The 25,098-nt window shown below is 65.7% G+C and carries 26 protein-coding genes and 2 pseudogenes; 11 read left to right on the plus strand and 17 right to left on the minus strand.

The annotated features are described in order from the left end of the window. Positions 1 to 187: 187 nt before the first annotated feature. Positions 188 to 1,726, minus strand: coding sequence for an ATP-dependent DNA ligase (locus tag AC5Y5W_RS06340; RefSeq protein WP_500010568.1), 1,539 nt, complete (start codon positions 1,724 to 1,726; stop codon positions 188 to 190). 87 nt (positions 1,727 to 1,813) lie between these two features. On the opposite strand from AC5Y5W_RS06340, the gene AC5Y5W_RS06345 reads away from it, so the two are divergent. Together AC5Y5W_RS06345 and AC5Y5W_RS06350 are read left to right on the plus strand one after the other, a co-directional pair. Continuing rightward, positions 1,814 to 2,572 carry an SDR family NAD(P)-dependent oxidoreductase gene (locus AC5Y5W_RS06345; RefSeq protein WP_500010567.1) on the plus strand — a complete coding sequence of 253 codons (759 nt, stop codon included), beginning with the start codon at positions 1,814 to 1,816 and terminating at the stop codon, positions 2,570 to 2,572. A 74-nt stretch (positions 2,573 to 2,646) separates the two neighbouring features. Beyond that, complete coding sequence (locus tag AC5Y5W_RS06350) at positions 2,647 to 4,812, plus strand: acyl-CoA dehydrogenase family protein (RefSeq protein ID WP_500010566.1); 2,166 nt, start codon at positions 2,647 to 2,649, stop codon at positions 4,810 to 4,812. Here the strand turns inward: AC5Y5W_RS06350 and AC5Y5W_RS06355 are convergent. Then, entirely contained in the window at positions 4,805 to 5,143 is a 339-nt protein-coding gene (locus tag AC5Y5W_RS06355) for a Zn-ribbon domain-containing OB-fold protein (RefSeq protein ID WP_500010565.1), read from the minus strand. The genes AC5Y5W_RS06350 and AC5Y5W_RS06355 overlap by 8 nt on opposite strands. Before the next feature lie 50 nt (positions 5,144 to 5,193). On the opposite strand from AC5Y5W_RS06355, the pseudogene AC5Y5W_RS06360 reads away from it, so the two are divergent. The 3 genes and pseudogenes from AC5Y5W_RS06360 to AC5Y5W_RS06370 form a co-directional block, all read left to right on the plus strand. After that, positions 5,194 to 5,539, plus strand: a pseudogene (locus AC5Y5W_RS06360) (thiolase family protein); the annotation flags it as partial. 59 nt (positions 5,540 to 5,598) lie between these two features. Continuing rightward, positions 5,599 to 6,369, plus strand: a pseudogene (locus tag AC5Y5W_RS06365) (thiolase family protein); the annotation flags it as partial. Positions 6,370 to 6,433: 64 nt separating this feature from the next. Then, the gene (locus tag AC5Y5W_RS06370) at positions 6,434 to 7,390 is read left to right on the plus strand and encodes an anti-sigma factor RsbA family regulatory protein (RefSeq protein ID WP_500010564.1); all 957 of its coding nucleotides are present in this window, start codon (positions 6,434 to 6,436) and stop codon (positions 7,388 to 7,390) included. Here the strand turns inward: AC5Y5W_RS06370 and AC5Y5W_RS06375 are convergent. The 11 genes from AC5Y5W_RS06375 to AC5Y5W_RS06425 all read right to left on the minus strand — a co-directional run bounded on the left by AC5Y5W_RS06375 (position 7,341) and on the right by AC5Y5W_RS06425 (position 16,122). After that, the gene (locus tag AC5Y5W_RS06375; RefSeq protein ID WP_500010563.1) at positions 7,341 to 7,640 is read right to left on the minus strand and encodes a HypC/HybG/HupF family hydrogenase formation chaperone; all 300 of its coding nucleotides are present in this window, start codon (positions 7,638 to 7,640) and stop codon (positions 7,341 to 7,343) included. The genes AC5Y5W_RS06370 and AC5Y5W_RS06375 overlap by 50 nt on opposite strands. Before the next feature lie 3 nt (positions 7,641 to 7,643). Further along, on the minus strand, positions 7,644 to 8,135 hold the full coding sequence (locus tag AC5Y5W_RS06380) for a hydrogenase maturation protease (RefSeq protein WP_500010562.1): 492 nt from the start codon (positions 8,133 to 8,135) through the stop codon (positions 7,644 to 7,646). A 19-nt stretch (positions 8,136 to 8,154) separates the two neighbouring features. Further along, positions 8,155 to 8,274, minus strand: coding sequence for a DUF6893 family small protein (locus tag AC5Y5W_RS06385; protein WP_500010561.1), 120 nt, complete (start codon positions 8,272 to 8,274; stop codon positions 8,155 to 8,157). Further along, positions 8,262 to 9,608 (minus strand): hypothetical protein, encoded by a 1,347-nt coding sequence (locus AC5Y5W_RS06390; RefSeq protein WP_500010560.1) that lies wholly within the window; start codon positions 9,606 to 9,608, stop codon positions 8,262 to 8,264. Before AC5Y5W_RS06390 ends, AC5Y5W_RS06385 begins: the two co-directional genes overlap by 13 nt. Beyond that, entirely contained in the window at positions 9,605 to 10,252 is a 648-nt protein-coding gene (locus AC5Y5W_RS06395; protein WP_500010559.1) for a DUF6084 family protein, read from the minus strand. Before AC5Y5W_RS06395 ends, AC5Y5W_RS06390 begins: the two co-directional genes overlap by 4 nt. Next, the gene (locus AC5Y5W_RS06400; protein WP_500010558.1) at positions 10,252 to 10,875 is read right to left on the minus strand and encodes a DUF5947 family protein; all 624 of its coding nucleotides are present in this window, start codon (positions 10,873 to 10,875) and stop codon (positions 10,252 to 10,254) included. Before AC5Y5W_RS06400 ends, AC5Y5W_RS06395 begins: the two co-directional genes overlap by 1 nt. Further along, positions 10,872 to 11,801: a NifU family protein gene (locus AC5Y5W_RS06405; RefSeq protein WP_500010557.1), complete on the minus strand. Its 930-nt coding sequence runs from the start codon at positions 11,799 to 11,801 to the stop codon at positions 10,872 to 10,874. The genes AC5Y5W_RS06400 and AC5Y5W_RS06405 overlap by 4 nt, the downstream gene beginning before the upstream one ends. Positions 11,802 to 11,814: 13 nt before the next feature. Further along, positions 11,815 to 13,614 (minus strand): nickel-dependent hydrogenase large subunit, encoded by a 1,800-nt coding sequence (locus tag AC5Y5W_RS06410; RefSeq protein WP_500010556.1) that lies wholly within the window; start codon positions 13,612 to 13,614, stop codon positions 11,815 to 11,817. 37 nt (positions 13,615 to 13,651) lie between these two features. After that, positions 13,652 to 14,707 (minus strand): NADH-quinone oxidoreductase subunit B family protein, encoded by a 1,056-nt coding sequence (locus AC5Y5W_RS06415; RefSeq protein WP_500010555.1) that lies wholly within the window; start codon positions 14,705 to 14,707, stop codon positions 13,652 to 13,654. Positions 14,708 to 14,997: 290 nt separating this feature from the next. Next, positions 14,998 to 15,777, minus strand: coding sequence for a hydrogenase nickel incorporation protein HypB (hypB, locus tag AC5Y5W_RS06420; protein ID WP_500010554.1), 780 nt, complete (start codon positions 15,775 to 15,777; stop codon positions 14,998 to 15,000). A 9-nt stretch (positions 15,778 to 15,786) separates the two neighbouring features. Further along, a complete protein-coding gene (locus AC5Y5W_RS06425) occupies positions 15,787 to 16,122 on the minus strand; it encodes a hydrogenase maturation nickel metallochaperone HypA (protein WP_499885078.1) in 336 nt (111 codons plus the stop codon). A 151-nt stretch (positions 16,123 to 16,273) separates the two neighbouring features. Here AC5Y5W_RS06425 and AC5Y5W_RS06430 point away from each other — a divergent pair, with 151 nt between their 5' ends. Next, positions 16,274 to 16,681, plus strand: a complete 408-nt coding sequence (locus tag AC5Y5W_RS06430) for a DUF302 domain-containing protein (protein ID WP_500010553.1) — start codon at positions 16,274 to 16,276, stop codon at positions 16,679 to 16,681. Between the two features lie 162 nt (positions 16,682 to 16,843). After that, positions 16,844 to 17,341 carry a homocitrate synthase gene (locus AC5Y5W_RS06435; RefSeq protein ID WP_500010552.1) on the plus strand — a complete coding sequence of 166 codons (498 nt, stop codon included), beginning with the start codon at positions 16,844 to 16,846 and terminating at the stop codon, positions 17,339 to 17,341. A 4-nt stretch (positions 17,342 to 17,345) separates the two neighbouring features. On the opposite strand, the gene AC5Y5W_RS06440 is transcribed toward AC5Y5W_RS06435, so the two are convergent. Together AC5Y5W_RS06440 and AC5Y5W_RS06445 are read right to left on the minus strand one after the other, a co-directional pair. Further along, complete coding sequence (locus tag AC5Y5W_RS06440) at positions 17,346 to 18,821, minus strand: cytochrome P450 (protein ID WP_500010551.1); 1,476 nt, start codon at positions 18,819 to 18,821, stop codon at positions 17,346 to 17,348. Between the two features lie 100 nt (positions 18,822 to 18,921). Beyond that, complete coding sequence (locus tag AC5Y5W_RS06445; protein ID WP_500010550.1) at positions 18,922 to 20,400, minus strand: cytochrome P450; 1,479 nt, start codon at positions 20,398 to 20,400, stop codon at positions 18,922 to 18,924. A 106-nt stretch (positions 20,401 to 20,506) separates the two neighbouring features. On the opposite strand from AC5Y5W_RS06445, the gene AC5Y5W_RS06450 reads away from it, so the two are divergent. Both AC5Y5W_RS06450 and AC5Y5W_RS06455 read left to right on the plus strand, forming a co-directional pair. Further along, the gene (locus AC5Y5W_RS06450; RefSeq protein ID WP_500010549.1) at positions 20,507 to 21,166 is read left to right on the plus strand and encodes a TetR/AcrR family transcriptional regulator; all 660 of its coding nucleotides are present in this window, start codon (positions 20,507 to 20,509) and stop codon (positions 21,164 to 21,166) included. Positions 21,167 to 21,188: 22 nt separating this feature from the next. After that, entirely contained in the window at positions 21,189 to 22,049 is an 861-nt protein-coding gene (locus tag AC5Y5W_RS06455) for an SDR family oxidoreductase (RefSeq protein WP_500010548.1), read from the plus strand. 84 nt (positions 22,050 to 22,133) lie between these two features. On the opposite strand, the gene AC5Y5W_RS06460 is transcribed toward AC5Y5W_RS06455, so the two are convergent. Both AC5Y5W_RS06460 and AC5Y5W_RS06465 read right to left on the minus strand, forming a co-directional pair. Further along, positions 22,134 to 23,171 carry a DNA polymerase IV gene (locus AC5Y5W_RS06460; RefSeq protein ID WP_500010547.1) on the minus strand — a complete coding sequence of 346 codons (1,038 nt, stop codon included), beginning with the start codon at positions 23,169 to 23,171 and terminating at the stop codon, positions 22,134 to 22,136. Beyond that, positions 23,168 to 23,770, minus strand: coding sequence for a TetR/AcrR family transcriptional regulator (locus tag AC5Y5W_RS06465; RefSeq protein ID WP_500022234.1), 603 nt, complete (start codon positions 23,768 to 23,770; stop codon positions 23,168 to 23,170). Before AC5Y5W_RS06465 ends, AC5Y5W_RS06460 begins: the two co-directional genes overlap by 4 nt. A 92-nt stretch (positions 23,771 to 23,862) precedes the next feature. Between AC5Y5W_RS06465 and AC5Y5W_RS06470 the strand changes: the two genes are divergently transcribed. Both AC5Y5W_RS06470 and nrdH read left to right on the plus strand, forming a co-directional pair. Next, positions 23,863 to 24,417 carry an NAD(P)H-dependent oxidoreductase gene (locus AC5Y5W_RS06470; protein WP_500010545.1) on the plus strand — a complete coding sequence of 185 codons (555 nt, stop codon included), beginning with the start codon at positions 23,863 to 23,865 and terminating at the stop codon, positions 24,415 to 24,417. 426 nt (positions 24,418 to 24,843) lie between these two features. Next, positions 24,844 to 25,083, plus strand: a complete 240-nt coding sequence (gene nrdH / locus AC5Y5W_RS06475) for a glutaredoxin-like protein NrdH (protein WP_500010544.1) — start codon at positions 24,844 to 24,846, stop codon at positions 25,081 to 25,083. The last annotated feature ends 15 nt before the right edge of the window (positions 25,084 to 25,098 follow it).

Consider the following 25,098-nt stretch of genomic DNA (forward strand, 5'->3'; position numbering starts at 1 on the left):
CGCGCGGCGGCCGGTTGCCTCTCGCCTGTGAGCACCTGGACCTTTCGATCGGTCGTTACTGACACCGGGCGAAGACTTCCGGTGTTTCGCCGTCCTACATAGTCGCATTCTGCTGGGGATCTGGTAACCGGCGCGTCGATTGCTCTAAACGCGCTGTTTCCCGGCGCCTCCGGTCCAGTGATCGGAGTCAGTGCTGCTGCTCATGGAGGGCGCGCACGGTGTCGATGGTGTCGGCGTCAGCCGGGCCCTTGTCGTGGCGGTAGCGCAGCACCCGGGCGAACCGCAGCGCCAAGCCGCCGGGGTAGCGCGACGAGCGCTGCAGCCCGTCGAAAGCGATCTCGACCACCTGCTCGGGGTGCAACTGCACCAGATAGCCGTCGGTGCCGCCGACGGCCAGTTCGGTAAACCGCGCGGTCTGCCAGTCCAGCATGGCGTCGGTCATGCCTTTGAACGTCTTGCCCAGCATCACGTAGCCGCCGGCCGGATCCCGCGCGCCGAGATGGATGTTGGACAGCTTGCCGCGGCGGCGTCCCGATCCCCATTCGACGGCCAGCACCACCAGGTCGAGGGTGTGCACCGGCTTGACCTTCAGCCAGCCCGCGCCGCGGCGGCCCGCGGCATAGGGTGCCGTCAACGATTTGGCCAGCACCCCTTCGTGGCCGGCGGCCAGCGTCGCCGTCAGGAAGTCGGCGGCCGCCGCGGGCTCGGCGGTGACCAGCCGATCGACCCGGTGGTGCGCAGGCGTGATCTCGTCGAGGACGGCCAGCCGGTCGGTGGTCGGCGCGTCGAGCAGGTCGACGCCGTCGCGGTGCAAGACGTCGAAGAAAAACACCGACAGCGGCGCGGCGGCGCGGGCCGCCGCGACATCGACCGATCGGCCGAAGCGCGACCCGGTGACCTGGAACGGCTGCGGCCGGTTGTCCGGCCGCAGCGCGATCGCCTCGCCGTCGACGATCAGGTCGGTGACCGGTAGCGCCAGCGTCGCCTCGACCACCTCGGGTAGCCGGGCGGTGACGTCGTCGAGACTGCGGGTGTAGACCGTGGCCTGATCGCCGGCGCGGTGGATTTGCACGCGCGCGCCGTCCAGCTTTGCTTCGAAAATAGCTGTGCCGCCAAGTTTTTCGAGTGCTTGGCCGACGCCGGTGGCGGTTTGGGCCAGCATCGGCCCGACCGGCCGCCCCACTTGCAGGGTGAACGCGTCCAGTGCGGCCGCGCCACCGGCCAGGCCCGCCGCCGCCACCGCGGGCAGATCCCCGCCCAGCATCGCGGCTCGGCGCACCACCGCGGCCGGGATCAGCCCGGCCGCTGCCACCGCGTCGACCATGATTCCGGCCAGTGCGCCTTGGCGCAGCTCACCGGTCAGCAGTCGGCGCAGAAACGACTGCTCGGTGTCGGTGGCGGCGGCGAACAGTGCGGCGACGTGTTGGGCGCGTCGGGTCTGCGAGCCGGTGCCGGACAGTGCGCCGATCGCCGAGAACGCCGCGTCGACGTCGTGCACGGTCAAACTCGGGTGTGTCGCGGCCGGTGGCAGCGAGCGCAGGCTGGCCCAGCCCACTCCGATCTGGCGCTGCGGTAATTCGCCGGAAAGCCAGGAGACCACGATCGCGACGAGTTGCGGGTCGGATTTTGTTCCGATGAGCAGGTCGGCGATCCGCGCGATCTTGGCCCGTCGCGCGGAAGCGCCGCCTACGTCGACCCAGGCGGCCGCCACGTCGATCAGCAGCACAGCCCAGCTTTACACGCCTGGCCGACAACGTCACGTACGGCCGCGCTAACGTGCTGGACACAAGAGCTGTCAAACACGGAGGTTTGCATGGAGATCAACGGCAAGAAGGTGGTCGTCATCGGCGGCGCCTCGGGCATGGGACGGGCCACCGCCGAACTGCTGGCCGCACGTGGGGCCAGCGTCGCGGTATTCGACCGCGAGGGCTCCGACGGCAAGGACGTCGCGACCGCCATCAACGGCACGTTCTACCCGGTGGACGTGACCGACTTTGCCGGCACCGAGGAGACGCTGCAGACCGCAGTCGATGCGCTGGGCGGTTTGCACGTGATCGTGACGACGGCCGGCGGCGGTATCGCCAAGCGGACGATGTCGAAGTCCGGCCCGCATGATCTCGAATCCTTCCAGTCGGTGATCGATCTCAACCTCATCGCCACCTTCAACATCAGCCGGTTGGCGGCGAGCCACATGAGCACAAACGAACCGGAGGACGAGGAGCGCGGCGTCATCGTCAACACCGCGTCGATCGCAGCGTTCGAGGGTCAGATCGGGCAGGTGGCCTACACCGCGGCCAAGGCCGGCATCGCCGGCATGTGCCTGACCATGGCCCGCGACCTCGGATCGCTGGGCATCCGGGTGCTGGCGATCGCGCCGAGCCTGTTCGCGACCGGGCTGACCAAGGGCATTCCGGACGAGTACGCCACCGCGCTGACCAAGGACGCGGCATTCCCGAAGCGTTTAGGCCGGCCCGAGGAATACGCCAAGCTGGTCGCGGCCATCGTCGACAACCCGATGCTCAACGGCCAATGCCTGCGGCTGGACGCCGGGCAGCGCTTCGCCCCGAAGTGATGCCGTAACCCGCGGTCAAACCGCCTGTGAGTACGCTTTCTTGCACCGCCTGCAACGACGAGGAGGGCCCTCGAATGGGTATCGCACTGACCGACGACCATCGCGAACTCGCCGAGGTGGCCCGCGCGTTTTTGACCTCACAGAAGGCCCGCTGGGCGGCGCGGTCGCTGCTCGACGCGGCTGACGAGGCCCGCCCGCCGTTCTGGCAGGACCTCGTCGAGCTCGGCTGGCTGGGCCTGCACATCGACGAGGAGCACGGCGGCTCGGGCTACGGGCTGCCCGAATTAGTGGTGGTGGTCGAGGAACTCGGCCGGGCGGTGGCGCCCGGGCCGTTCGTGCCGACGGTCATCGCCTCGGCGGTCGTCGCCAATGAAGGCAGCACCGAGCAGAAGGGCCGGCTGTTGCCGGGCCTGATCGACGGCACGGTCACCGCCGGCATCGGACTGGGCGGTGAGGTCGTCGTCGACGGCGGAGTCGCCAACGGTGACGCCGGCATCGTGCTGGGCGCGGGCCTGGCCGAGTTGTTGGTGATCGCCGCCGGCGACGACGTGCTGGTGCTGGACCGCGGCCGCGACGGCGTCTCGGTCGAGGTGCCCGACAACCTCGATCCCACTCGGCGCTCGGGCCGGGTCAAGCTGCAGAATGTCAGCGTCACCGACGACGACATCTTGGCGGCGGGTCGGGAATCGTTGCTGGCGCGGGCGCGGACACTGCTGGCGACCGAGGCGGCCGGCGGGGCGTCGGATTGCCTGGACGCCGCGGTCGACTACGCCAAGGTCCGCCAGCAGTTCGGCCGCACCATCGCCACCTTCCAAGCGGTCAAGCACCACTGCGCGAACATGCTGGTGGCTTCCGAATCGGCGACGGCCGCGGTGTGGGATGCCTCCCGCGCGGCCGGCGAAGATGAGGAGCAGTTCCGGTTGATCGCCGCGGTCGCGGCAGCGCTGGCGTTCCCGGCGTATGCGCGCAACGCCGAACTGAATATTCAGGTGCACGGCGGAATCGGCTTCACCTGGGAGCACGACGCACACCTGCATATGCGGCGGGCGATGACGACCCGCGCGCTGTTCGGCGGCGACACACCTGCACAGGATGTCTTCGACCGCACCGCGGCCGGTGTCACCCGGGCCAACAGCCTTGACCTGCCGGAGGAAGCCGAAGAACTTCGCGACCGGGTTCGCGCCGACGCCGCCGAGATCGCCGCGCTGGCCAAGGAGGCACAGCGCGACAAGCTGATCGCCACCGGCTACGTGATGCCGCACTGGCCCAAACCGTGGGGTCGTGCCGCTGATGCGGTGGAGCAACTGGTGATTGAGGAGGAGTTCGTCGCGGCTGATATCAAGCGGCCCGACTATCAGATCACCGGCTGGGTGATCCTCACGTTGGTCCAGCACGGAACTGAATCGCAGATCGAAAGATTCGTCGAGAAGGCGTTGCGCCAGGACGAGGTGTGGTGCCAGCTGTTCTCCGAACCGGACGCGGGTTCCGATGCCGCCGCGGTCAAGACCCGCGCCACCCGCGTCGACGGCGGGTGGAAGATCAACGGGCAAAAGGTGTGGACCAGCGGCGCGCACTACTGCCGCCGCGGCCTGGCCACGGTGCGCACCGATCCCGACGCGTCCAAACACGCCGGCATCACCACGGTGATCATCGACATGAAGGCTCCCGGGGTGGAGGTGCGCCCGCTGCGCCAGATCACCGGCGGTTCGGATTTCAACGAGGTGTTCTTCAACGACGTGTTCGTCGCCGACGAGGACGTGGTCGGGGAGCCCAACACCGGCTGGACGGTGGCCCGCGCGACGTTGGGCAATGAGCGGGTCAGCATCGGTGGTGGCGGTTCGTACTATGCGGGCCTGGCCGGACAACTGGTGCAGCTGGCGGGGCAGTACGCAGATCGCTTGGCCGGGGCCAGCGTTCGGGTCGGCGCCTTCCTGGCCGAAGAACACGCGCTGCGGCTGCTGAACTTGCGCCGCGCCGCTCGCAGTATCGAAGGCGCGGGCCCTGGTCCCGAGGGCAACATCACCAAGCTCACGCTGGCCGAGCACATGGGCGAGGGCGGCGCCATCGCCGCGGCTCTGCTGGGGCCGGAGATCGCCTTGGGCGACGGGCCCGGCGCCCTGGTCAGCCGGCTGGTGATGGGTGCCCGCGGCATGGCCATCGCCGGCGGCACTTCGGAAGTCACGCGCAATCAGATCGCCGAGCGGATTCTCGGCATGCCCCGCGATCCGCTGATCAAGTAACCGGGGCGAACACCGGCGTCGCTCCCTCGAACCGGGCTTCGACCGGCATGCCACATACAACTGAATCCGGCTCGCAGTCAACGATATTGGCGGCCAGCCGAAGTCCCTGCTGTTCAGCCAGTTCGACGATCGCGATCACATAAGGAGTCGGGATGTCTGGGTTATACGGATGGAAGTTGACGGTGAAGGTGAACACCGTGCCGCGTCCCGACACCGGACGGGCCACCAGCGAGCTGTCACAGCCCGGGCAGGACTTGGCCGGCGGATGAACCCAACGGACACATGTGTCGCAATACTCGATGAGCAACTGCGACTTCGGTTCTGCGGTCACCGGCAATACAGTACGCCCTGTTGGACTGGCGGCGCGGACGGACGGTTCTGATGCGGCACTTCGAGAAGGACGCGATCTTTTCCGGTGCCGGGATCTCGCGAATCGGGCGCCGTACCGGCATCCCTTCGCTCGAGCTCACCCTCGAGGCGGTGCATGCGGCCATCGCTGACGCCGGGCTGAGCGCCACCGACATTGACGGCATCGCGACCCTCGGTGATACACCGGTGCCTGACGTCGCCGCGGCGCTGGGGATCGAACCCGTTGACTACAGTTCCGGTTTCGGCGCTGCCGGGCTGCTGACTCCGGTCACGTCGGCGTGTCGTGCGGTTGCCGAGAAGCAGAGCAGGCACGTCCTGGTCTATCGCACGGTCCAAATGATCGGTGGCTCGGTGCCGGCTGCGCCGACGTCGGACTCTTCGCCGTCGGCACAGCAGTCCCAGAACGAACAACCCAGTATCGGCGGGATGGACGATATCGTCGAACTCATTGCCGCCCATGCTTACTCGGCTGCGAACTGGCTGGCGTTGAATTGCCGGCGGCACATGCAACTGTACGGAACCACCAAGGAGCAGCTCGGCTGGTTGGCGATCAACAGCCGACGCTACGCGGCGTTGAATCCTCGTGCGGTGTACCGCGAGCCGCTGACTATGGCCGACTACCTTGCGGCGCGCCCGGTTTCGGCACCGTTCGGGTTATTGGATTGCGACGTCCCGGTCGACGGGTCGATCGCGGTGGTCGTCTCGGCTGCCGATTATGCTCGCGACTGCCCGCATCCGGCAGTGGCGGTGGAAGCCGTCGGCGGGTCCGACGGTGCCGGCGGCTGGTTTCACCGCCCGGACTACCCGAAGATGGCGTCCAGCGACGCGGCGGCGCAGATGTGGTCGCGCACCGATCTGACTCCGTCGGATCTCGACCTCGCCGAGTTGTACGACGGCTTTACCTTTCTCACACTGGCGTGGCTGGAGGCGTTGGGTATCTGCGGTGACGGCGAGGCCGGTCCGTTCGTCGAGGGTGCCGAGCGGATCGCACGCGACGGCATGCTGCCGCTGAACACCTACGGTGGGCAACTCTCGGCAGGCCGCATGCACGGCTACTGGGTGCTGCATGAAGCGTGTTTACAACTGCGCGGTCAGGCCGGCGACCGGCAGCTGCCTCGCCGGCCGGAAGTCGCGGTCGTCGCCGCGGGCGGTGGTCCGATCGCCGGGTGCATGTTGCTGACATGTTGACTTGGGACCGCCCGCGTAGTATCAGAGCGGATTGGGCTGCTGACGTCGCGATCAAGGGGCGATTATGCGTGAGAAGCGTGTCGAGCCGACTGGCTTGGCGCACACGGCGCTCTTCTACCGATCCGAGCAGGAATACCTCGACGCAGTAGTGCCCTTTGTACTCGAGGGATTACACAAGGAAGAACCGGTGCTAGTCGCGGTGCCTGCCGACAATCTGGCGCTGTTGGACGACGCACTGGGCGGGGCGTCGACAGAGGTGACCCTGGCAGATATCGCCGAGGTTGGACGCAATCCGGCGCAGATCCTCGGGTTGGAAGGTGCCTTCCTCGAGAAGCATCCCGGGCGGCCAGTGCGAATGGTCGGCGAAGTGGTGTGGCCCAGCCGCACCGACGACGAATACCCCGGCTGTGTCCAGCATGAGGCATTGGTCAACACCGCGTTTGAAGGACGCGACATGACAGGGCTATGCCCCTATGACGCCAGCAATCTGGACGACGATGTGCTGGCCGACGCCCGCACAACGCACCCGCTGTTATGGCAAAACGGGACAACGGACCGCAGCGCCGATTACCGGCCGGACGACGCGTTTGCCCGTTACAACCAGCCGCTACCGACGGATGCCGACGCGGCCGTTTATACGGTTCGGGAACTGGCGGATCTCACCGCTGCACGAAGCTTCGCCGGACGCTATGCGAGCTGGCTGGGCCTGTCCGTAGACGGCATCGCCAACCTGCTGTTGACGGTCACCGAGTTGGCAACGAACAGTCTGCAACATGCCAAAAGCGACTGCCGGCTGGCGTTTTGGCAGCACGATGGCCATCTCATTTGTCAGGCGCGCGATCGCGGACGGCTTGACGACCCGCTGGCCGGGCGCCGGTTGCCGGCCGCCAACGCCGTCACCGGTCGGGGATTGTTTCTGGTGAACACCATGGCGGATCTCGTTCGCACTCATGCTGCTGAGGCAAGCACCACTATTCAGGCGTACTTTCGGCTGACGCCGTCGCCGGCAACGATGAACTGAGGTCGTCGGGCTCGGTGCGTCCGCGCCCCATCAACTCCAGACCGGCCATCGCCGCATCGGCGCCGGCCTGGTCGGTTCTCTCCACCACGAAGCCCATGTGGATGATGACCCAGTCGCCCGGTGAGAACGTCTCCTCGGGCAGCATGCCGACATTGACCCGGCGATGCTCGCCGGCGACGTCGACCAGCGCGAGTTGCCCACTGTAGCCGTCGAGCATCTGTACGACTTGGCCCGGAATCCCCAGACACATCTGTCAAACCTCCCGTAGCTCGGCCTCGGCCCGCAACATCGCCACGGCGGACTCGACCGCCGTCACCGCTTCGGGGACGGCTTCCAGAACGGCGTCGGAAAGCCCGATTCCCTCATCGGCGTCGGCGACTTCGCATCCGACGACGACGGTCCGTGGCGGAGCGCCGCCCAGGGCCCGCAGACTGGCGAACACCGTCGCGGGGTCCATGCTGTGGGCGTCGAGACCGGCTGGGGCGTCCGGCGATTCGTGGTCGGCTTCGAAGACGTGCACCGCCCCGGGTGCGCCCCGGTCGGGCAGTGCGTCGACGAGCACCAGCGCGTCCCAGTCCTCCAGCAGGTCGTAGGCCAGGTGCATTCCGCCGATGCCGTAATCAGTGGCGCGCACCGCATCCGATCCCGGAATCCGTTCGCACACATGGCGCAACACCTCGGGACCGAAGCCGTCGTCGCCGAGGAAGATGTTGCCGATGCCGGCGATCAGGATCCGGGACGCCATAAAACTGTCGACACCCGCGCTACATGTGCCGGATCTTGAGGTAGCGCCGAGCATCCGGCAGCGACACGAGTCCCATCACGACTGCCGAGAACGCGATCAGCGCCAGGATGCCGATGAACACCCACCCTACGATTTCCATGTCGGACTCCCTTCTGCGGTGTGTTGAGCTTCGAGCGGTTCGACTTCGTCGGGCGCGAAATACAGGGAACGGCCATACCAGTCGTGCAGGTCGGCGGCCGGGTCATCCTCGATGACGACCCCGACGTGTTGGTTGCCATCGACGTCCTCATGCACCGAGGTGACGCGTGCGGTCCTGTCGGAGAAGAACAGGTCTTGCGCGTCGGCGCGACGCGATGGATGCAGGCGAACCCGGCAGCCCCGGGCGACTCGTACGCCGTTGACCAACACCGCATCGGTGTCGGGCTGTACCGCCTTGTCCGCCAGCGGTTCCCACCACCCCACACCGTCTGGCACCTCAGGCACCAGACTGGCGACCTGGTATGGATCGCGCAGCACGCCGTGCAACCGCTGCATCGCTTCGGGGGACATCGCATCGCACCGGTCGATGAGTTGGGCCGCCAACGGATCGGTAGCGCGAGCCTGTGCTTTCTCCTCGTCGGTCATGGTCATCACCCGCAGGGTCAGGATCTCGTCGATCTCGGTGGAATCGTAGAGTGCGCCCTCACTCTGCTCGGCGACCTCAGGGTGGTCGTACAGAATGATCGGTGACACCAGCAGCAGATCGAATTCGCCCGGCGGCCCGGCCAGCACCGGAAAGCAGCGGTGCTGTCGGCAGCGGGCCGCCGGGGCCGCCGCGCGTTCGGGTGGCTCCAGCAGCGAAACAAACTCGCCACCAACGGCTTCGATGATGAGATGGGTGCCGACCAGGGACCGCGCAATCGCATCGTCCTTGTCGCTTGCGGCCGGGCCGGTGTTGCGCACGGTGACCGTGACACGGTCAAGGCCACCGTCACGCTCGACGCCGATGGTCAACTCGGCGGACACCGCCCGCCGGGTGCGCACCAAACGCCCCCCGTCGACAGCTTCGATGTCGGTCGGCGCGGGCGCGCTCAACGGCAATGTCCAACACTCCGGCGTATCAGTCAAGCGCAACGGGCCGAACGGCAATTCGACTTCCACGGCTTCGTCCCAGGACAGCCACGAACCCGACGATGTGGTCAGCTCGTCGGTGAGTTCGAATCGCCCACTGTCGACCTCGCGTTCCACTCCGCGGTGCTGGAGGTGCAAGAACCGCGCCACCAGCGTGATCGCATCCGCACCGTCGAGCAGAAACTGCGCCGAAATGCGATCTTCCTCCCCGATTCCGGCGTCGGCTGCGCCGGGTGGTCCGAGAACACCCCACTGCCAACGTGATTGGTTCTTGCTCGACGACGCGCGGTACGGGTAGAGCAGGTAACCCTCGTAGAGCACGGCATCGGCGACAGCGCGGGCGCGGTTCCAGTTCGCGCTCATCGGACTTCCTCGTGCGTCGCGGCCAGCAGAGCGGTGACTGCGTCGTCGAGATTCAGCAGCCCGCGCCTGGACTTGTACTCGGTCAGCGCTGCCACCGTGTCGTGGTCGAGGCGTATCCATCCACTGTTGGGGAAGTGCTGACGCATCAGATCCCACCACACCGAGACCGGCATGGAATAACGGTCCTCGCATTCGTCGGGCACCGGACGCACCGAAAACCCACGCCCGCCTGCTGTGAAAACCATGCCGCTGAACAAGAATTGGAGTTGAATGCTGCCCTCGCGCAACGCGTGCAGGTATTTGTCAGCCGCGACCTGAAAGTCATACGTGCACGCCAGGGGGAGTGGCACCTCGGTGGTGCCGACAAATTGGGGCACCATCGTCGCGCAGTGCTGCCATAGGAAGGTGTGCTGCGTGGTCGCCCACCGTTCCCGCGGTCCGAACAAGTCGGCCAGGCCGGCGGCCTCTTCGTCGGAATAGCGCCGGCGCAACGGGTCGATGCGGACCTGGCAGCGCAGCGCGAGCGCGTGCACCGGTTCGTCGCCGGGCACCGAAACAGCGACTCGGGCGATCAGCACCGGGGAGACCGCATAGGGCTCCGGGGTGATGTCGACAACGCTGAACGACAGGCCCGTGGCAGTCATCAGCGCTGCTCCGTACTGCGGGCCGCCAGCGTCGCGAAGAAATCATCGATGAACTCGCGGGCTTCTTGCCCACCGTCGAAGCCGCGCCACAGTGTCCGTAGCCCGCCGACGAACTCGTAGCAGGTGTCGATCGGCACCAGGTAGCACTCGGGTGGACCGGTTTCACGGACCCGCATCAGCAGCGCCTCGACATCGTCGGCGAGCAGACCCACCCGGGGCTCGGCTGCGGCGATCGCCTGCCAGGCCTCCAGGTCGAGTTCTGACTCCGTGGCGCCGGCCGGCCCGGGGTAGAACGCGAGGGTGCGTTCCAGCGCGGAGTTGCGGAAGAAGAACGCCAGCCCCACCGGGATCTCCAGGGCTTCCCAACCGCGGCGGTCCAGCGCGAAGTCGGGGAACGCCAAATAGCGGTCCGGCACCGCGCGGTACCGCAGTTCGGCCTGGGGGTCGGTGAACAGTAGATAGCACGCGCGACAGACGCACATCAGTTGCCGTACCGCCACGTTCGCGACGTGCTGGTGCGTGTCTGAGATGGGCTCGGAGCACATTTCGCACTGTTGTCCGGCGGGCTCGGGTGCGCGCCGGTCGGCGGTGATACGGGCCAGAACCTGGTAGGGGCTGGTCATGCCGGTGCGCCCATCGCTTCGGCAGGCAGCGCCAGCGACAGCACACCGTCGCGGGTCAGCAGCGGCAACGGATCCAGGTGAACCCCCGCGTCGTCCAGACCGGCGCCGGCGTGCACGGCATCGAAATGGCTGCGACATCGCGGACAACGCAGGACCGAAGCGGTGCTGACCCCTCGGTGTAGCACCGCGCCGGCCAGGGTCTCATCGCACACCGGGCAGCGGTCACGGTAGGCATACAGCTGATCGCCGACCCGGCACGCCAGTACCGACACGTCGGCGACCACGAAACCGCCGACCTCCCCGGCGGATAGCTCAGCGAGTTCGGGCGCCCGATGCCACGTGGTCGAAGCGCCGGTGCTGCCGTCATGGGTATGGATTTTCGCGAACAGCGACTCAGCGGGAATCGCCGCCGAACTCGATTCCGGTTGTGCTGCCACGACTTCGACCGTCGAAATCTCCGGTGCGGCGGCGCGGATGGCATCCTCGACCGTTAGTTCCAACGTCACCGCAGACGACGGACAACCCTTGCAGCTGCCGGCGAACTCGAGTCGAACCGTGTCACCAGCGATCTCGAGTAGGTGGACATCGCCGCCGTGTGAACCAAGGTAGGGCCGGACCTGCTCGAGTGCGTCGAACACCCGGCGCCGGATGTCGTGCGGGTGCAGGTCGTGAACCAGCAGCAAACTGGCCACCAAGTCGTCGGCAGCCAACCGATCCAACACGTCGGCACCCTGCGGATCGCCAACCAGATCCACGATCCGGGTCAGACACGCGCCGTAGAGCTCGACGACCTCGCCGACCAACTGCTCGGCACGCTTACGTGCGGCCGTGCCGTCTACCGAGGAGGCGTCCAGCAGTGTCTGGATCCGGTCGCCCGCGGTTCGCCATTGCCCGTCCCCCTGAGATTCCTCCGCACGATCCGGCATGGCGCGCCCCGGCTCACTCCGCGGCGGCCGACTGGGTAGGTGAGTGCAACCGCTCCAGCGTCTTGCCCTTGCCGAGGTACATGTGCACGCCGCACGGCAGGCACGGGTCAAAGCTGCGCACCGTACGCATGATGTCGATGCCCTTGAAGTTCTCCCGGTTGTTCTCCTCGAAGATCGGTTGGCCCTGCACGGCGTCCTCGTAGGGCCCCGGGGTGCCGTAGGAATCGCGCGGGCTGGCGTTCCACGGGGTGGGCGGATACGGGTGGTAGTTGGCGATCTTGCCGTCACGGATCACCAGGTGGTGGCTGAGCACCCCACGCACCGCTTCGGTGAACCCGCAGCCGATGCCGTCCTTGGGCACCTCGAACTTCTCCCATGTCTTCGTACGCCCAGCGCGGATTTCCGCTAACGCCTTCTCGCAGAAATGCAGCGCAGACGCCGCGGCGTACGCCTGGAAGTAACTGCGCGCCCGGTCGCGTTCGATGGTGTTGGACCCGTACTGGGGGATCTTCCACTCCAGGTCGACCGGGCCCTTCAGCGCGGTCTTGGGCAGGTGGATCTGCACGCTGTGACCGGTGGACTTGACGTAGTCGTGGTCCACCAGGCCGGCCAGCGCCGTCGGCCACAGCCGTGCCAGTGGTCCGCCGCCGGTGTCCAGCGCCAGGTGGTCTTTGCCGTCGAACCAACGCGGTGACATCACCCAGGTGTACTTGCCGCCGTCCATGTCGCGTTTCTGCGGGTGCGGGTTGGTGTGCTGGTTCCACGGGTGCCGCCGATCCACCGTGTTGCCCAACGGGTCGGTTTTGACGAACATCTCCTGGTCGGTCCAGTCGTCGTAATACGAACTGCCCAAAAGGATCCGGATGCCCAGGTTGATGTCGACCAGCGAGTGGGTGACCAGCTTGCCGTCGACCACGACGCCGGGGGTGACGAACATGGCGTTGCCCCACCGCTCCATGTCCTTGTAGTCGAAGTTGCACACCTCGGGGTCCTGGAAGCTGCCCCAGCAGCCCAGCAGGGTGCGGCGCAGGCCGACCTTCTCATAGCCGGGGATCGCCTCGTAGAAGAAGTCGAACAGGTCATCGTGCATGGGCACGACCCTCTTCATGAACTCGACATAACGCATCAGCCGGCTCATGTAGTCGGTCATCAGTTGCACGGTCGCGGTCACGCCGATACCGCCGGGGTACAGCGTGGACGGATGCACGTGCCTGCCCTCCATCAGGCAGAACATCTCTCGGGTATACCGGCTGACCTGCAGTGCCTCCCGGTAATACTCGCCGGAGAATGGGTTCAGCGAGCGCATGATGTCGGCGATGGTCTTGTACCCGTGCATATCGGCATGCGGGGCCGGCGTGTTCTCTGCTCTGCTCAGCACCGCCGAATTGGTCTCGGAGACCATCTTCTCGCAGAAGTCCACCCCCACCAGGTTCTCCTGGAAGATGCAGTGGTCGAACATGTACTCCGCGGCCTCGCCGAGATTGATCAGCCACTCGCCGAGGTGCGGCGGCTGGACGCCGTATGCCATGTTTTGCGCATAGCACGAACAGGTGGCGTGGTTGTCGCCGCAGATTCCGCAGATGCGGCTGGTGATGAAGTGCGCGTCGCGAGGGTCCTTGCCCTTCATGAAGATCGAGTAACCGCGGAAGATCGACGACGTGCTGTAGCACTCGGCCACTTGGTTGTTGTCGAAGTCGATCTTGGTGTAGATGCCAAGGCTGCCCACGATCCGGGTGATCGGGTCCCACGACATCTCGACCAGTTGGCCGGGTTCCCTCTTCTCCTGCGTTGGCTGGGGGGTGATGGTTGTCATCGGATTTCACTCTCTTCCGAGTTGTGGCTGTCGGCGCTTACCAGGTACGGCGCGCGCCGGTGGTGAGTTCTGGGCGGCTGTGTCGCCATTTTGGCTCCTGGTCAAGGGTGTGCTCGGTGACTCCGCGCAGAGGGCGGATCAGCGAGCCGTACAGCTTCGACCCGGTAGTCGAGACGTGGCCGCCGGGCGGCTCGTCCATGAACGGCATGAACTTGTCCGGAAAGCCCGGCATGGTGCAGCCGATGCAGATGCCGCCGACATTAGGGCAACCACCAACGCCGTCCATCCAGCCGCGTTTGGTCACATTGCATTTGACGACAGGCCCCCAGCAGCCCAGCTTGACGATGCATTGGGGTGAGCCGTATTCGGTGGCGAACTGCCCCTGCTCGTAGTAGCCGCCGCGGTCGCAGCCCTCGTGCACTGTGGCGCTGAACAGCCAGGTGGGTCGTAGCGCTTCGTCGAGCGGAATCATCGGCGCTTGACCGGTGGCCATGTACAACAAGTAGGTCAGCGTCTCGGACAGGTTGTCCGGCTTGATCGGGCAGCCCGGAACGCAGACGATCGGGATCCCCGCCTTGCTCTTCCAGTCCCAGCCCAGATAGTCCGGCACTCCCATCGCCCCGGTCGGATTGCCGGCCATCGCGTGGATACCGCCGTAGGTGGCACAGGTGCCCGCGCAGACGATCGCGGTGGCCATGGGCGCCAACCGATCCAGCCACTCGCTGGTGGTGATCGGCTGGTCGGTCATCGGGTCATTGCCGAACCCGCACCAATAGCCTTCTTGCTTGATCTGCTCGTTGGGAATCGAGCCCTCGACGACGAGGACGAACGGATCGAGTTCCCCGCGCTCGCCCTTGAAGAACCACGACAGGAAATCGTCTGCGCCTCCATTGGGTCCGCATTCGAAATCGATCAGCGGCCAGTGCACGGCAACCTTGGGCAGCCCGGGCAGCGCCCCGAGCGCGATCTCTTCGATGGTGGGCTGGGTGGCGGCAGTCAACGCCACCGAGTCGCCGTCGCAACTTAAGCCCGCGTTGATCCACAACACATGGATCAAAGTTTCTTCCGCCTTGACTGCTGCTTCCGTTGGCATGCCGCAGCTTTCCGGGACCGGACTGAGGGTCCCTAACACCGCCGGAGTCGACCGTCGGCCCGCCTACGCGGCGCTAGTCTCCGCTCTACTCCCGCTTAGTTGCGTTGTCAACGGTCTCTCAGCAAATTTGGAACTGCGTCCAACTTTCCGGATGCCCAACGGCCTTGGAGCCTGCCATCGAGCTGTTGGCACTTGACGTGCAACAAGGGCTGAAGTTCCTGCGAATAACTTGCATGTGTTGTCATGCAAGCGATTTGCAGTGGTGTGGACGGCGTTGGCGGGCCGCGTCGTCAGGGCGGGCCGTCTGCCACGAACCTACGCAGCCAGCCGAACCAAGCCGACATCCCGTCCCCGGTGCGGGCGCTGACTGGCAAAACCGTCGCGGTCGGATTGACCTCGCGGACATGGGCGATATAGGAGTCGACGTCGACGTCCAAATAGGGCACCAGATCGATCTTGTTGAGCAGAACAACGTCCACGGCGCGGAACATCACCGGGTACTTCTGCGGCTTGTCGTCACCTTCGGTGACGGAATAGACCATCGCCTTGGCGTGCTCGCCCACGTCGAACTCGGCCGGGCAGACCAGGTTTCCGACGTTTTCGATGATGACCAGATCCAGCGTACTGAGCTCGAGGCCCTGCAGGGCGCGGTTGACCATCGGGGCGTCGAGGTGGCACTCGCCGCCGAACCCGTTGCCGGTGTTGAGAAGAGAGATCTGCGCGCCTCGTCCGCCGAGCTTGGCGGCGTCGAGATCGGTGGCGATGTCACCTTCGATGACTCCGACAGCAAACTCGCCGGCGAGTTCGTCGAGGGTGGCTCCCAGCACCGTCGTCTTCCCCGAACCGGGCGAGCTCATCAGATTTAATGCGCGAACACCGTTGGCTTCGAACGCATTTCGGTTGTAATCGGCACGGACGTCGTTTTCGGCGAAAATCGCCTCCAAGACGTCGATCCGCTGCGATCCGGTGTCGTAGCCGCTGTGGTCTCCGTGGTCGTGGTCGTGGTCGTGGTCGTGGTCGTGGTCGTGCGTGTGCACGGTGCCGTCGTCGTGTCGATGAAACCTGCCCATCGTCAGCCCCTATGAAACGTCCAGCGAGGTCACCAGAAACTCTTCGCCACGCAGCACCTCGACGTCTGCGCTCTCACACTGCGGACACAGCAGGCACCACTGCGAGGTGATCGTCGAGGGTTGGCCGCAGGAACGGCAACGCACCTCCGCGCTGACCAATTCGAGCTCCAGTTCGGCGTCGGGCATGTCCTCGTAATCTCGGACAAGCGTCCAGCAGAACGACAGCGATTCAGGGACCACCTGGCGAAGCGCGCCGATCCGGACGCGGACGACGTCGACGTGGCGGCCATCGGCATACGGCTTGACCGCCCCGGCGATCGCCTGGCACAGCGACAGCTCATGCATGGGCGGCCACCGCCGCGGCGAGCTGACGGCACGGGTGGTCCATGGGCACCGTTTTACACCTCGCAGCCCGCCAAGGTGGCCGAGTGGGCGCAACCCGTCGCCCTGGTTATCGGCGGCCGACGCACAATGGAAGACGAGAGAGGAGCCGACTATGGCCATTTCGTTATCGACCACCCTGCAGACCTCATTCGACGACGCGGTTGCTCGGACTCGGGAAGCGCTCGCTGCGAAGGGTTTTGGCGTGCTGACCGAGATCGATATGAAAGCGACGCTGAAAGCCAAACTCGGCGAGGACATGGAGGACTACCTGATCCTGGGCGCATGCAACCCGCAGTTCGCTCACCGGGCGGTCAACGTCTACCGGCAGATCGGGGTGTTGCTGCCCTGCAATGTCGTGGTGCGCCGAGATCCCGAGGCGCCCGACTGTGTGATCGTCGACGCGATGGACCCGCGACTGATGGTCGAGGTGACCAAGGAGTCCGGACTGGACGACATCGCCAATTCGGTGACCGGGCTGCTGCAAGAGGCCCTCGACGACCTCGCCGCGCGCCCGGCCTAACCACTTGCACGTGCCCGGCGCCGGCGACTAACCTCAATAACCGTGCAACATCTTGCCGTAGTAGCCAGCACCCGCAGCGGGGTCTGATCCAGACCGACCCCTCGCTGTGGGTCGGAAGCTACTACCCGTCGGTCATTCCTGCAGATCAGAGAAGACCGGCTCATGACAATCGATCTCGGCGCCGATACCGCGCCCGCCCCGCCCGAACCGCTACAGACCCGCTTTCGTGGCGTTCCACTGCCGCGTGAGCTCCGGGAGGACGCCAACACCATGTCGTGGAGCACATTCACCGCCGAATATGCGCCCACCGGCGGGCCGCTGCGGCTGGGCAACTGGGAATGTGCCGACACCGGCCGGCCCGCCACCCGGATGGGCCCCCAGGCCCGCACCTTTCAGGCCACCCTCGGTATCGGTGACCGCATTGAGACGTTGACTGCCACCGCGACGGGCCCGGTCGCCGCGCTGACCGAGATGCTCTACACGTGCGGCATCGCGGTCGAGACGCTGCACTTTCATCAACTGCGCTCAGACGATGCCATTGCGACGTTTATCCAGGGCAGCGACGGTGCCCACGCGGAGTGGGCGATGGGCTGGTCAGACGACGCGACGGACTCCGCGTTACGTGCGGTGATCGCCTGCGCCAACCGACTGTTGACCTGACCTACTACAGCGGGCGCAGCACGATCGGCATGCCGTCCATCGGGATCGGCATGCCGCCGTAGTCCCAGCGCGGCTGGTAACCCGGCCGGGCCAGCTCCAGGCGGTAGCGGCGCAGCAGCCGGTGGATGACGGTTTTGACCTCCAACCGGCCGAACACCATCCCGATACACTTGTGCGCCCCGCCGCCGAACGGCGCGAACGCGTAACGGTGCTTCTTGTGCTCAACGCGCGGCTCGGCGAACCGTTCGGGATCGAACTTCCTGGGCTCGGTCCACAGCTCGGGCAGCCAGTGATTCATTCCCGGCCAGGTGACCACATTGGTGCCGGCCGGTACGTAGTAGCCCAGCAGGTCGGTATCGCGCACGGTCCTGCGCATGTTGAACGGCAGCGGGGTCACCAGCCGCAGTGACTCGTCCATCACCAAGTCCAGTGTCTCGAGCTTCTCCAGCGACTCGATGTCCAGCGGGCCGTCGCCCAGCCGAGCCGACTCGTCGCGGCAGCGTTCCTGCCACTCCGGGTTGGCCGCCAGGTTGTAGGCCATCGTCGTGGTGGTTGACGTGGAGGTGTCGTGGGCGGCCATCATCAAAAAGATCATGTGGTTGACGATGTCCTCGTCGCTGAAGCTGTTGCCGTCGTCGTCGGCGGTGTGACACAGCACGGTGAGCATGTCGGTGCCCTCGGCGTTGCGACGCTCGGCGACCCGCTCGGTGAAGTAGTCCTCGAGCACCTTGCGCGCCCGCAGCCCCTGCCACCATTTGAAGGGTGGGACGGGCGTGCGGATGATGGCCCCGCCGGCGCGGGTGGTGGTGGTGAAGGCCTGATTCACCTTGGTGACGAGGTCATGGTCGGTACCCCGCTCGTGGCCCATGAAGACCACCGACGCGATGTCGAGGGTGAGTTCCTTCATCGCCGGATGGAACAGGAAGCGCGCGTCGTTGGTCGGCCAGTCGTGCACGATGGCCGTCGCGACCCGGTCGATGTGCTCGACATAGCCGGTCAGCCGGGTTCGGGTGAACGCCTCCTGCATGATGCGCCGGTGGTACATGTGCTCGTCGAAGTCGAGCATCATCAGACCCCGGTTGAAGAACGGGCCGATGACGGGATGCCAACCCTCCTGGGAGAAGTCCTTGTTGCGGTTGGAGAAGATGGCCTGGGTGGCGTCGGGGCCGACGGCGACGATCGACGGCAGGATTGGTGAATCGGCGAAGAAAACCGGGCCGCGCGTCTGATACAGGTGCAGCGGGAAGTCGGGGCCTTCCCGAAACATCTCGATGATGTGGCCCAGCAGCGGCAGCCCGGAATCTCCCATCACCGGCTTCAGCCCACTGCCGGGCGGCGGCTCGGCCAACTTGTGCTGCTTCCAGTCGACGGTCAGCAGCCGCTTCTCGATCACCCCCATCCCCGGGATGGTGTTTACCGTCGGAACCAGCCGGCGCTTGGCCTGGTCGAGCAGGTAGCGCGGGGTGCTGATGGTCGCCATCGAGGCTCCTTACGGGTTGTGGCAGCCGTCACTGAACCCCATCTTGACGCGCAAACTTGACACCTGTCAAGTTTGCCATTCTCGCTGGCGCGGCGCCGTCCTACAGGGGACGCAGCATGATCGGCATGCCGTCCACCGGCACGGGCATCCCGGCGTAATCCCACTTGCCCTGGTATCCCGGGTGAGCCAGCTCCAGCCGGTACCGCCGCAGCAGCCGGTGCAGGATCGTCTTGATCTCCAGTCGGCCGAACGCCATCCCGATGCACTTGTGCGCGCCGCCGCCGAACGGCGTGAATGCATAGTGGTGCCGCTTGTGCTCATTGCGCGGTTCGGTGAACCGGTCCGGGTCGAACGTGAGCGGATCCGTCCAGAGCTCCGGCAGCCGATGGTTCATGCCGGGATACGCGATGACGTTGGTGCCCTTCGGTAGGTAATAGCCCAGCAGGTCGGTGTCGCGCACGGTCTGGCGCATCGCCCACTGCACCGGCGTCACCAGCCGGATCGACTCGTTCATCACCAGGTCCAGTGTTTCGAGCTTCTCCAGCGCTTCGATGTCCAGCGGGCCGTCGCCCAGCCGGTCCGACTCGTCGCGGCAGCGGTCCTGCCATTCGGGATGCGCGGCCAGGTGGTAGGCCATCGTGGTGGCCGTCGAGGTGGAGGTGTCGTGGGCGGCCATCATCAAAAAGATCATGTGGTTGACGATGTCCTGGTCGGAGAAGCTGTTGCCGTCCTCGTCCTCGGTCTCACACAGCACCGTCAGCAGGTCGTTGCCTTGCTTGCCGCGCCGCTCCTTGACCCGGGCGGCGAAGTAGTTCTCCAGCAGTTGGCGCGCTTTGAGGCCACGCCACCACGTGAACGGGGGGACGCTGGAGCGGATGATGGCGTTGCCGGCGCGGGTGGTGATCGTGAAGGCTTTGTTCACCTTGGTGACCAGCTCGTGGTCGGTGCCCGGTTCGTGGCCCATGAACACCATCGAGGCGATGTCGAGCGTGAGCTCCTTCATCGCCGGGTAGAGCAGGAACCGCGCGTCGTTGACCACCCAATCGTTGGCGACCACTTGGGACACGACCTTGTCCATCTGCTCGACATAGCCGACCAGGCGGGAACGGACGAAGGCTTCCTGCATGATTCGGCGGTGAAACATGTGCTCTTCGAAGTCGAGCAACATCAGACCGCGATGAAAGAACGGCCCGATCACCGGAACCCAGCCCTGCTGCGAGTAATCCTTGTTGCGGTTGGAGTAGATGACTTGGGCGGCGTCGGGACCCAGCGCCGCGACCCCGGGCAGCACCGGCGAGTCGCCAAAGACGAGCGGGCCTTTGGTGCGGTAGATGAACATCAGATAGTCGGGTCCGCCCCGCAACATCTCGATGATGTGGCCGAGGATCGGCAGCCCGGCGTCGCCCACGACGGGTTTGAGCCCGCTGCCCGGCGGTGGATCCGCAAGCTTTCTCGGCGGAAACTCGGTGTTCAGCAGTCTCCGCTCGACGGCACCCATCCCGGGGAAATTGTTGAACGATGGAGTGAACCGGCGTTTGGCCTGGTCGAGCAGGTAGTTCGGGGTGCTGATGGTCGCCATTGACGCTCCTCACCGATTGTGGCCGCCGTCACTCAAAATCCATCCTCAAGACCGACTTGACGACTGTCAAGTTTCGTTTTTTCCTGGTGTAGTGCAAGGTCGAAGTGTGAGCACACAGCAGGAAGCTCGGCGGACCGCCGATCAGTCTGCAGCTGCGTCGGCCCCGACAAGGCGGGGCGACAGGCAGCGGCAGGCGATCGTGCAGGCGGTGCGTGAGCTGCTGGAGGAGAAGCCGTTCGCCGAGCTGTCGGTCAGCACGATCAGCGACCGTGCAGGCGTGGCCCGATCGGGTTTCTACTTCTACTTCGACTCGAAATACTCGGTGCTGGCCCAAATCCTGGCCGAGGCGACCCAGGAGCTCGAAGAGCTCACCCAGTACTTCGCGCCGCGCGGGCCCGACGAGTCACCGGCGGCATTCGCCAAGCGGATGGTCGGCAGCGCCGCGATTGTCTACGCGCACAACGATCCAGTGATGTCGGCCTGCAATGTCGCCCGCAACACCGACGCCGAGATCCGCGAAATCCTTGACCAGCAGGTCGACGGTGTGATCACGCAGATCATTGGGATCGTCGAGGACGAGTTGACGGCCGGCACCGCGCATCCGATCAGCGACGACATCCCGGCGCTGGTTCGCACGCTCGCGGTCACCACCGCGCAGATGCTTTCCGGAGACACCACCTACCTGGGCGCCGATCGCGACGTCCAGCGTGGGATCCGGGTGCTCGAGCAGTTGTGGCTGGCCGCGTTGTGGGGTGGCCGGAGCTAGCGCGCCGGTATTGTCTACCGCCATGGCTCAGACGACCTACGCGGGTAAGAGGTGTTTTCTCACCGGTGCGGCCAGCGGCATCGGCCGCGCGACCGCGTTGCGGCTCGCCGCCCAGGGCGCCGAGCTCTACCTGACCGACCGCAATGCCGACGGGTTGGCGGAGACGGTTGCCGACGCCCGCGCATTAGGTGCCCAGGTCCCCGAGCACCGGGTGCTGGATATTGCCAGCTACGACGACGTGGCCGCTTTTGCCGCAGACATTCACGCCAACCACTCGAGCATGGACATCTTGATGAACATCGCCGGAGTCTCGGCGTGGGGGACCGTCGACCAGCTCAGCCACGAGCAGTGGAGCAAGATGGTCGCGATCAACCTGATGGGCCCGATCCACGTCATCGAGACGTTCATTCCGCCGATGATGGCCGCCGGCCGGGGCGGACACCTGGTCAATGTGTCGTCGGCGGCGGGACTGGTCGCGCTGCCGTGGCACGCTGCTTACAGCGCCAGCAAGTACGGCCTGCGCGGGGTGTCGGAAGTGCTGCGCTTCGACTTGGCGCGGCACCGGATCGGGGTGTCGGTGGTGGTGCCCGGGGCGGTGCGAACGCCGCTGGTCAACACCGTCGAGATCGCCGGCGTCGACCGCGAAGACCCTCATGTGAGCCGTTGGGTGGATCGCTTCAGCGGGCATGCCGTCTCACCGGAGAAGGCGGCCGAGAAGATCCTGGCCGGAGTCGCCAAGAACCGCTTCCTGATCTACACCTCGGCGGATATCTGGGCGTTGTATACGTTCAAGCGGGCGGCGTGGTTGCCCTATAGCGTGGCGATGCGCCAAGTCAACAGGTTCTTCACGCGGGCGATGCGGCCCAACGCGGTGCCGCGCTAACGGGCTTTGCCGTCGAGATTGCGCTCAGGGCTGTTGATTTGGCGTCACCCACAACCCTGTGTGCAATCTCAACGCATGGTCGGGCTAAGCGGTCGGCATCTGCAGTTCCAGGCGCACTCCGAGCAGGCGAACCGGGCGATCGAGCTCGAAGAGGTCCAGCACCCGCAGGGCGGCAGCCACGACGACGTCGGGGTCGGTGCTGAGTTGGTCGAGCTTGCGGATCTTGGTGCGGGTGAAGAACGTTGCGGTGCGCACGGTAACGGCCACGCGGGTAACGGTCCGCTCTTGGGCGACGACTTCGCTGAGTGCGCGCTGCGCCAATTCGGTTACCGCTTCCTCCATTTCGTGTCGATCGGTGAGATCACGCGGGAAAGTGATGACGTGGCTGCGCGACCGCGGAACCCATGGCTCGGCGCTGACGGTGTCGTCGCCACCGCCGTTGGCTACCAGCAGCAGCCACAACCCTGTTCGTGATCCGAAGGCCGTCGTGAGCAATTCGGTATCGGCGTGAGCCAGTTGCCAGACGGTGGTGATGTTCAGGGCGGCAAGCTTTTTCGTGGTCTTGGGTCCGACACCCCAGAGCGCGTCGACCGGCCGGTCACCCATCACCGACATCCAGTTGGCATCGGTGAGCTGATAGATGCCGGCCGGTTTGGCGAAGCCGGTGGCGACTTTGGCGCGCTGCTTGTTGTCGCTGATGCCGACCGAACAGGACAACCCGGTTTCCGTCGAGACGACGGTACGGATTTGTTCGGCGAGCCCTGAAGGTTCGTCGACGTCGGCGCCTACGAATGCTTCGTCCCAGCCCCACACCTCCACTGGGTGTCCCAGATCCCGTAGCGCGCCCATGACCTCGTCAGAGGCGGCGTCATAGGCGGCGGAATCCGACGGCAGAAAGGTGGCCTCCGGGCAGCGGCGGGCGGCGGTGCGCAGTGGCATACCCGCGCGCACCCCTGACTGCCGGGCTTCATACGACGCGCAGGTGACCACCTTGCGCGGTTCGGTCGGATCACCGCTGCCGCCGACGATGACCGGCAGCCCCACCAACTCCGGATGGCGGCGCAGTTCAACCGACGCCAGGAATTGGTCGAGGTCGACGTGCAGAATCCAGCGGGCGGTCATTTCCCACAGAGCTTGCGCGCCAGGCTTTCCCAGCCGGCACCCAGCGTCTCGAGCGTCTGGCCGCGGGCAGCGAGCTGATGCTCGACGTAATCGACGTCGAGCAGAGCCAGCAAAGCATCGGTTTGCGCGTCCAGGTCGCCGGTGGTGCCGGCTGAGGCCAGCAGCATCCGGACATGGGTGCGTTGCACCATCGCAGCGGCGCTGTAGCGGGTCTGCGGATCGCGGTTGGCTGCCGACAGCAGTGCGTGGTGGCAATGGACAAAGCACAGCCGTTCACGCCCGAACGCCACCAGCCGATCCAGCGGCGGCGCATCGGGGCCCAATGGTGGCGGGCCGAACAAAAACGCTTGCTGACTGGACCGCTCGTCCTCGTCGAGCAACACCATCATCAATCCGGCCCGGCTGCCGAAGCGGCGGAACACCGTGCCCTTGCCGACCCCCGCGGCGGCGGCGATGTCGTCCATCGTGACCGCGTCGGCACCGCGCTCGGCGATGAGCCGGCGGGCGGCGTCCAGCAGCAGTGCGCGGTTACGGGCAGCGTCGCCACGCTCGTTGGGAGTGGAAACGGGCAGCCCACCTCGCCGGTCGACGACGCTCACCATTGCACTGTAACGCGACCGGAATAAACCGGACTGTGGTCCGGTTTGGCCATGCGAGGATGTAACACGGACAAGCGAAGGGGAATTCGAAGATGTCGGACATCAAGGTATTGGCGCTGGTCGGAAGTCTGCGGGCGGCCTCGGTCAACCGTCAGATCGCGGAGTTGGCCGCCGACGTCGCCCCCGACGGCGTCACTGTGACCGTCTTCGACGGGCTCGGCGCACTGCCGTTCTACAACGAGGACATCGACTCGGCCGATAACACCGACGTCGTGCCCGCTGCGGTAACCGCCTTGCGCACCGCGGCTGCCGAGGCCGACGCCGCGTTAGTGGTCACACCGGAATACAACGGCAGCGTGCCGGGCGTGCTCAAGAACGCGATCGACTGGCTGTCCCGGCCGTTCGGCAACAGCGCGTTGAAGGGCAAGCCGCTGGCCGTCATCGGCGGGTCGCTGGGCCGCTACGGCGGCGTCTGGGCACACGACGAAACCCGCAAGTCGTTCGGCATCGCCGGTCCGCGCGTCGTCGAGGCGATCAAGCTCTCGGTGTCGCTGGCGTCGCTGAACGGCGCGCACCCACGCGAACACGTTGACTTGGTTTCCAACGTGCGTGACGTGGTGGGCAAGCTGGCCGCCGAGGTGAGCTAGCGCTCAGCCGAGAGTTTGCTGTGGCGAGCCGGAGAAATTTCCTGTCGGTGGTCGGTGATAGACCTGGGTGCATAGTTCGCACCCGGCCCGAAGCAGCCGGATTGTGATCTACGACACGCCGACGGCAAGGGTCGCGGTGGGCTTACGACCAGGGAATTTCATGAATGTTGTTCAGAATATCTTGTATCCCTTCTTATTGACGGCCACTAGGTGTAGTGTTCCGGACACCGACAGACCCCAGGTTCACCAGGTCGGCCGGGCCCCGCCGGAGACTCGATATGTTCGACGAAGAGGCGCCGACGCGGCTGGCGAAGACGGGAATTTCGGGTCGTGGCGGGCTGCTGAACTAGCAGTGCAGATGCAGTACCACAGTAGTTGCCAGTCCGTGTCAAGTTCGTCATCTTCCACAGAGGAGTGGTATCGCCGATGAGCATCACCGTGTACACCAAGCCGGCGTGTGTGCAGTGCAACGCCACCTATAAGGCGCTGGACAAACAGGGCATCGCTTACGAGAAGGTCGACATCTCGATCGACAGTGAAGCGCGCGACTACGTGATGGCACTGGGTTATCTGCAGGCCCCGGTCGTGGTGGCCGGCACCGAGCACTGGTCGGGCTTTCGTCCGGACCGGATCAAGGCGCTCGCCAGCGCTGCGCTGAGCGCATAGCAGGTCAGGAGATCG

Source organism: Mycobacterium sp. NGS51 (assembly GCF_059812525.1).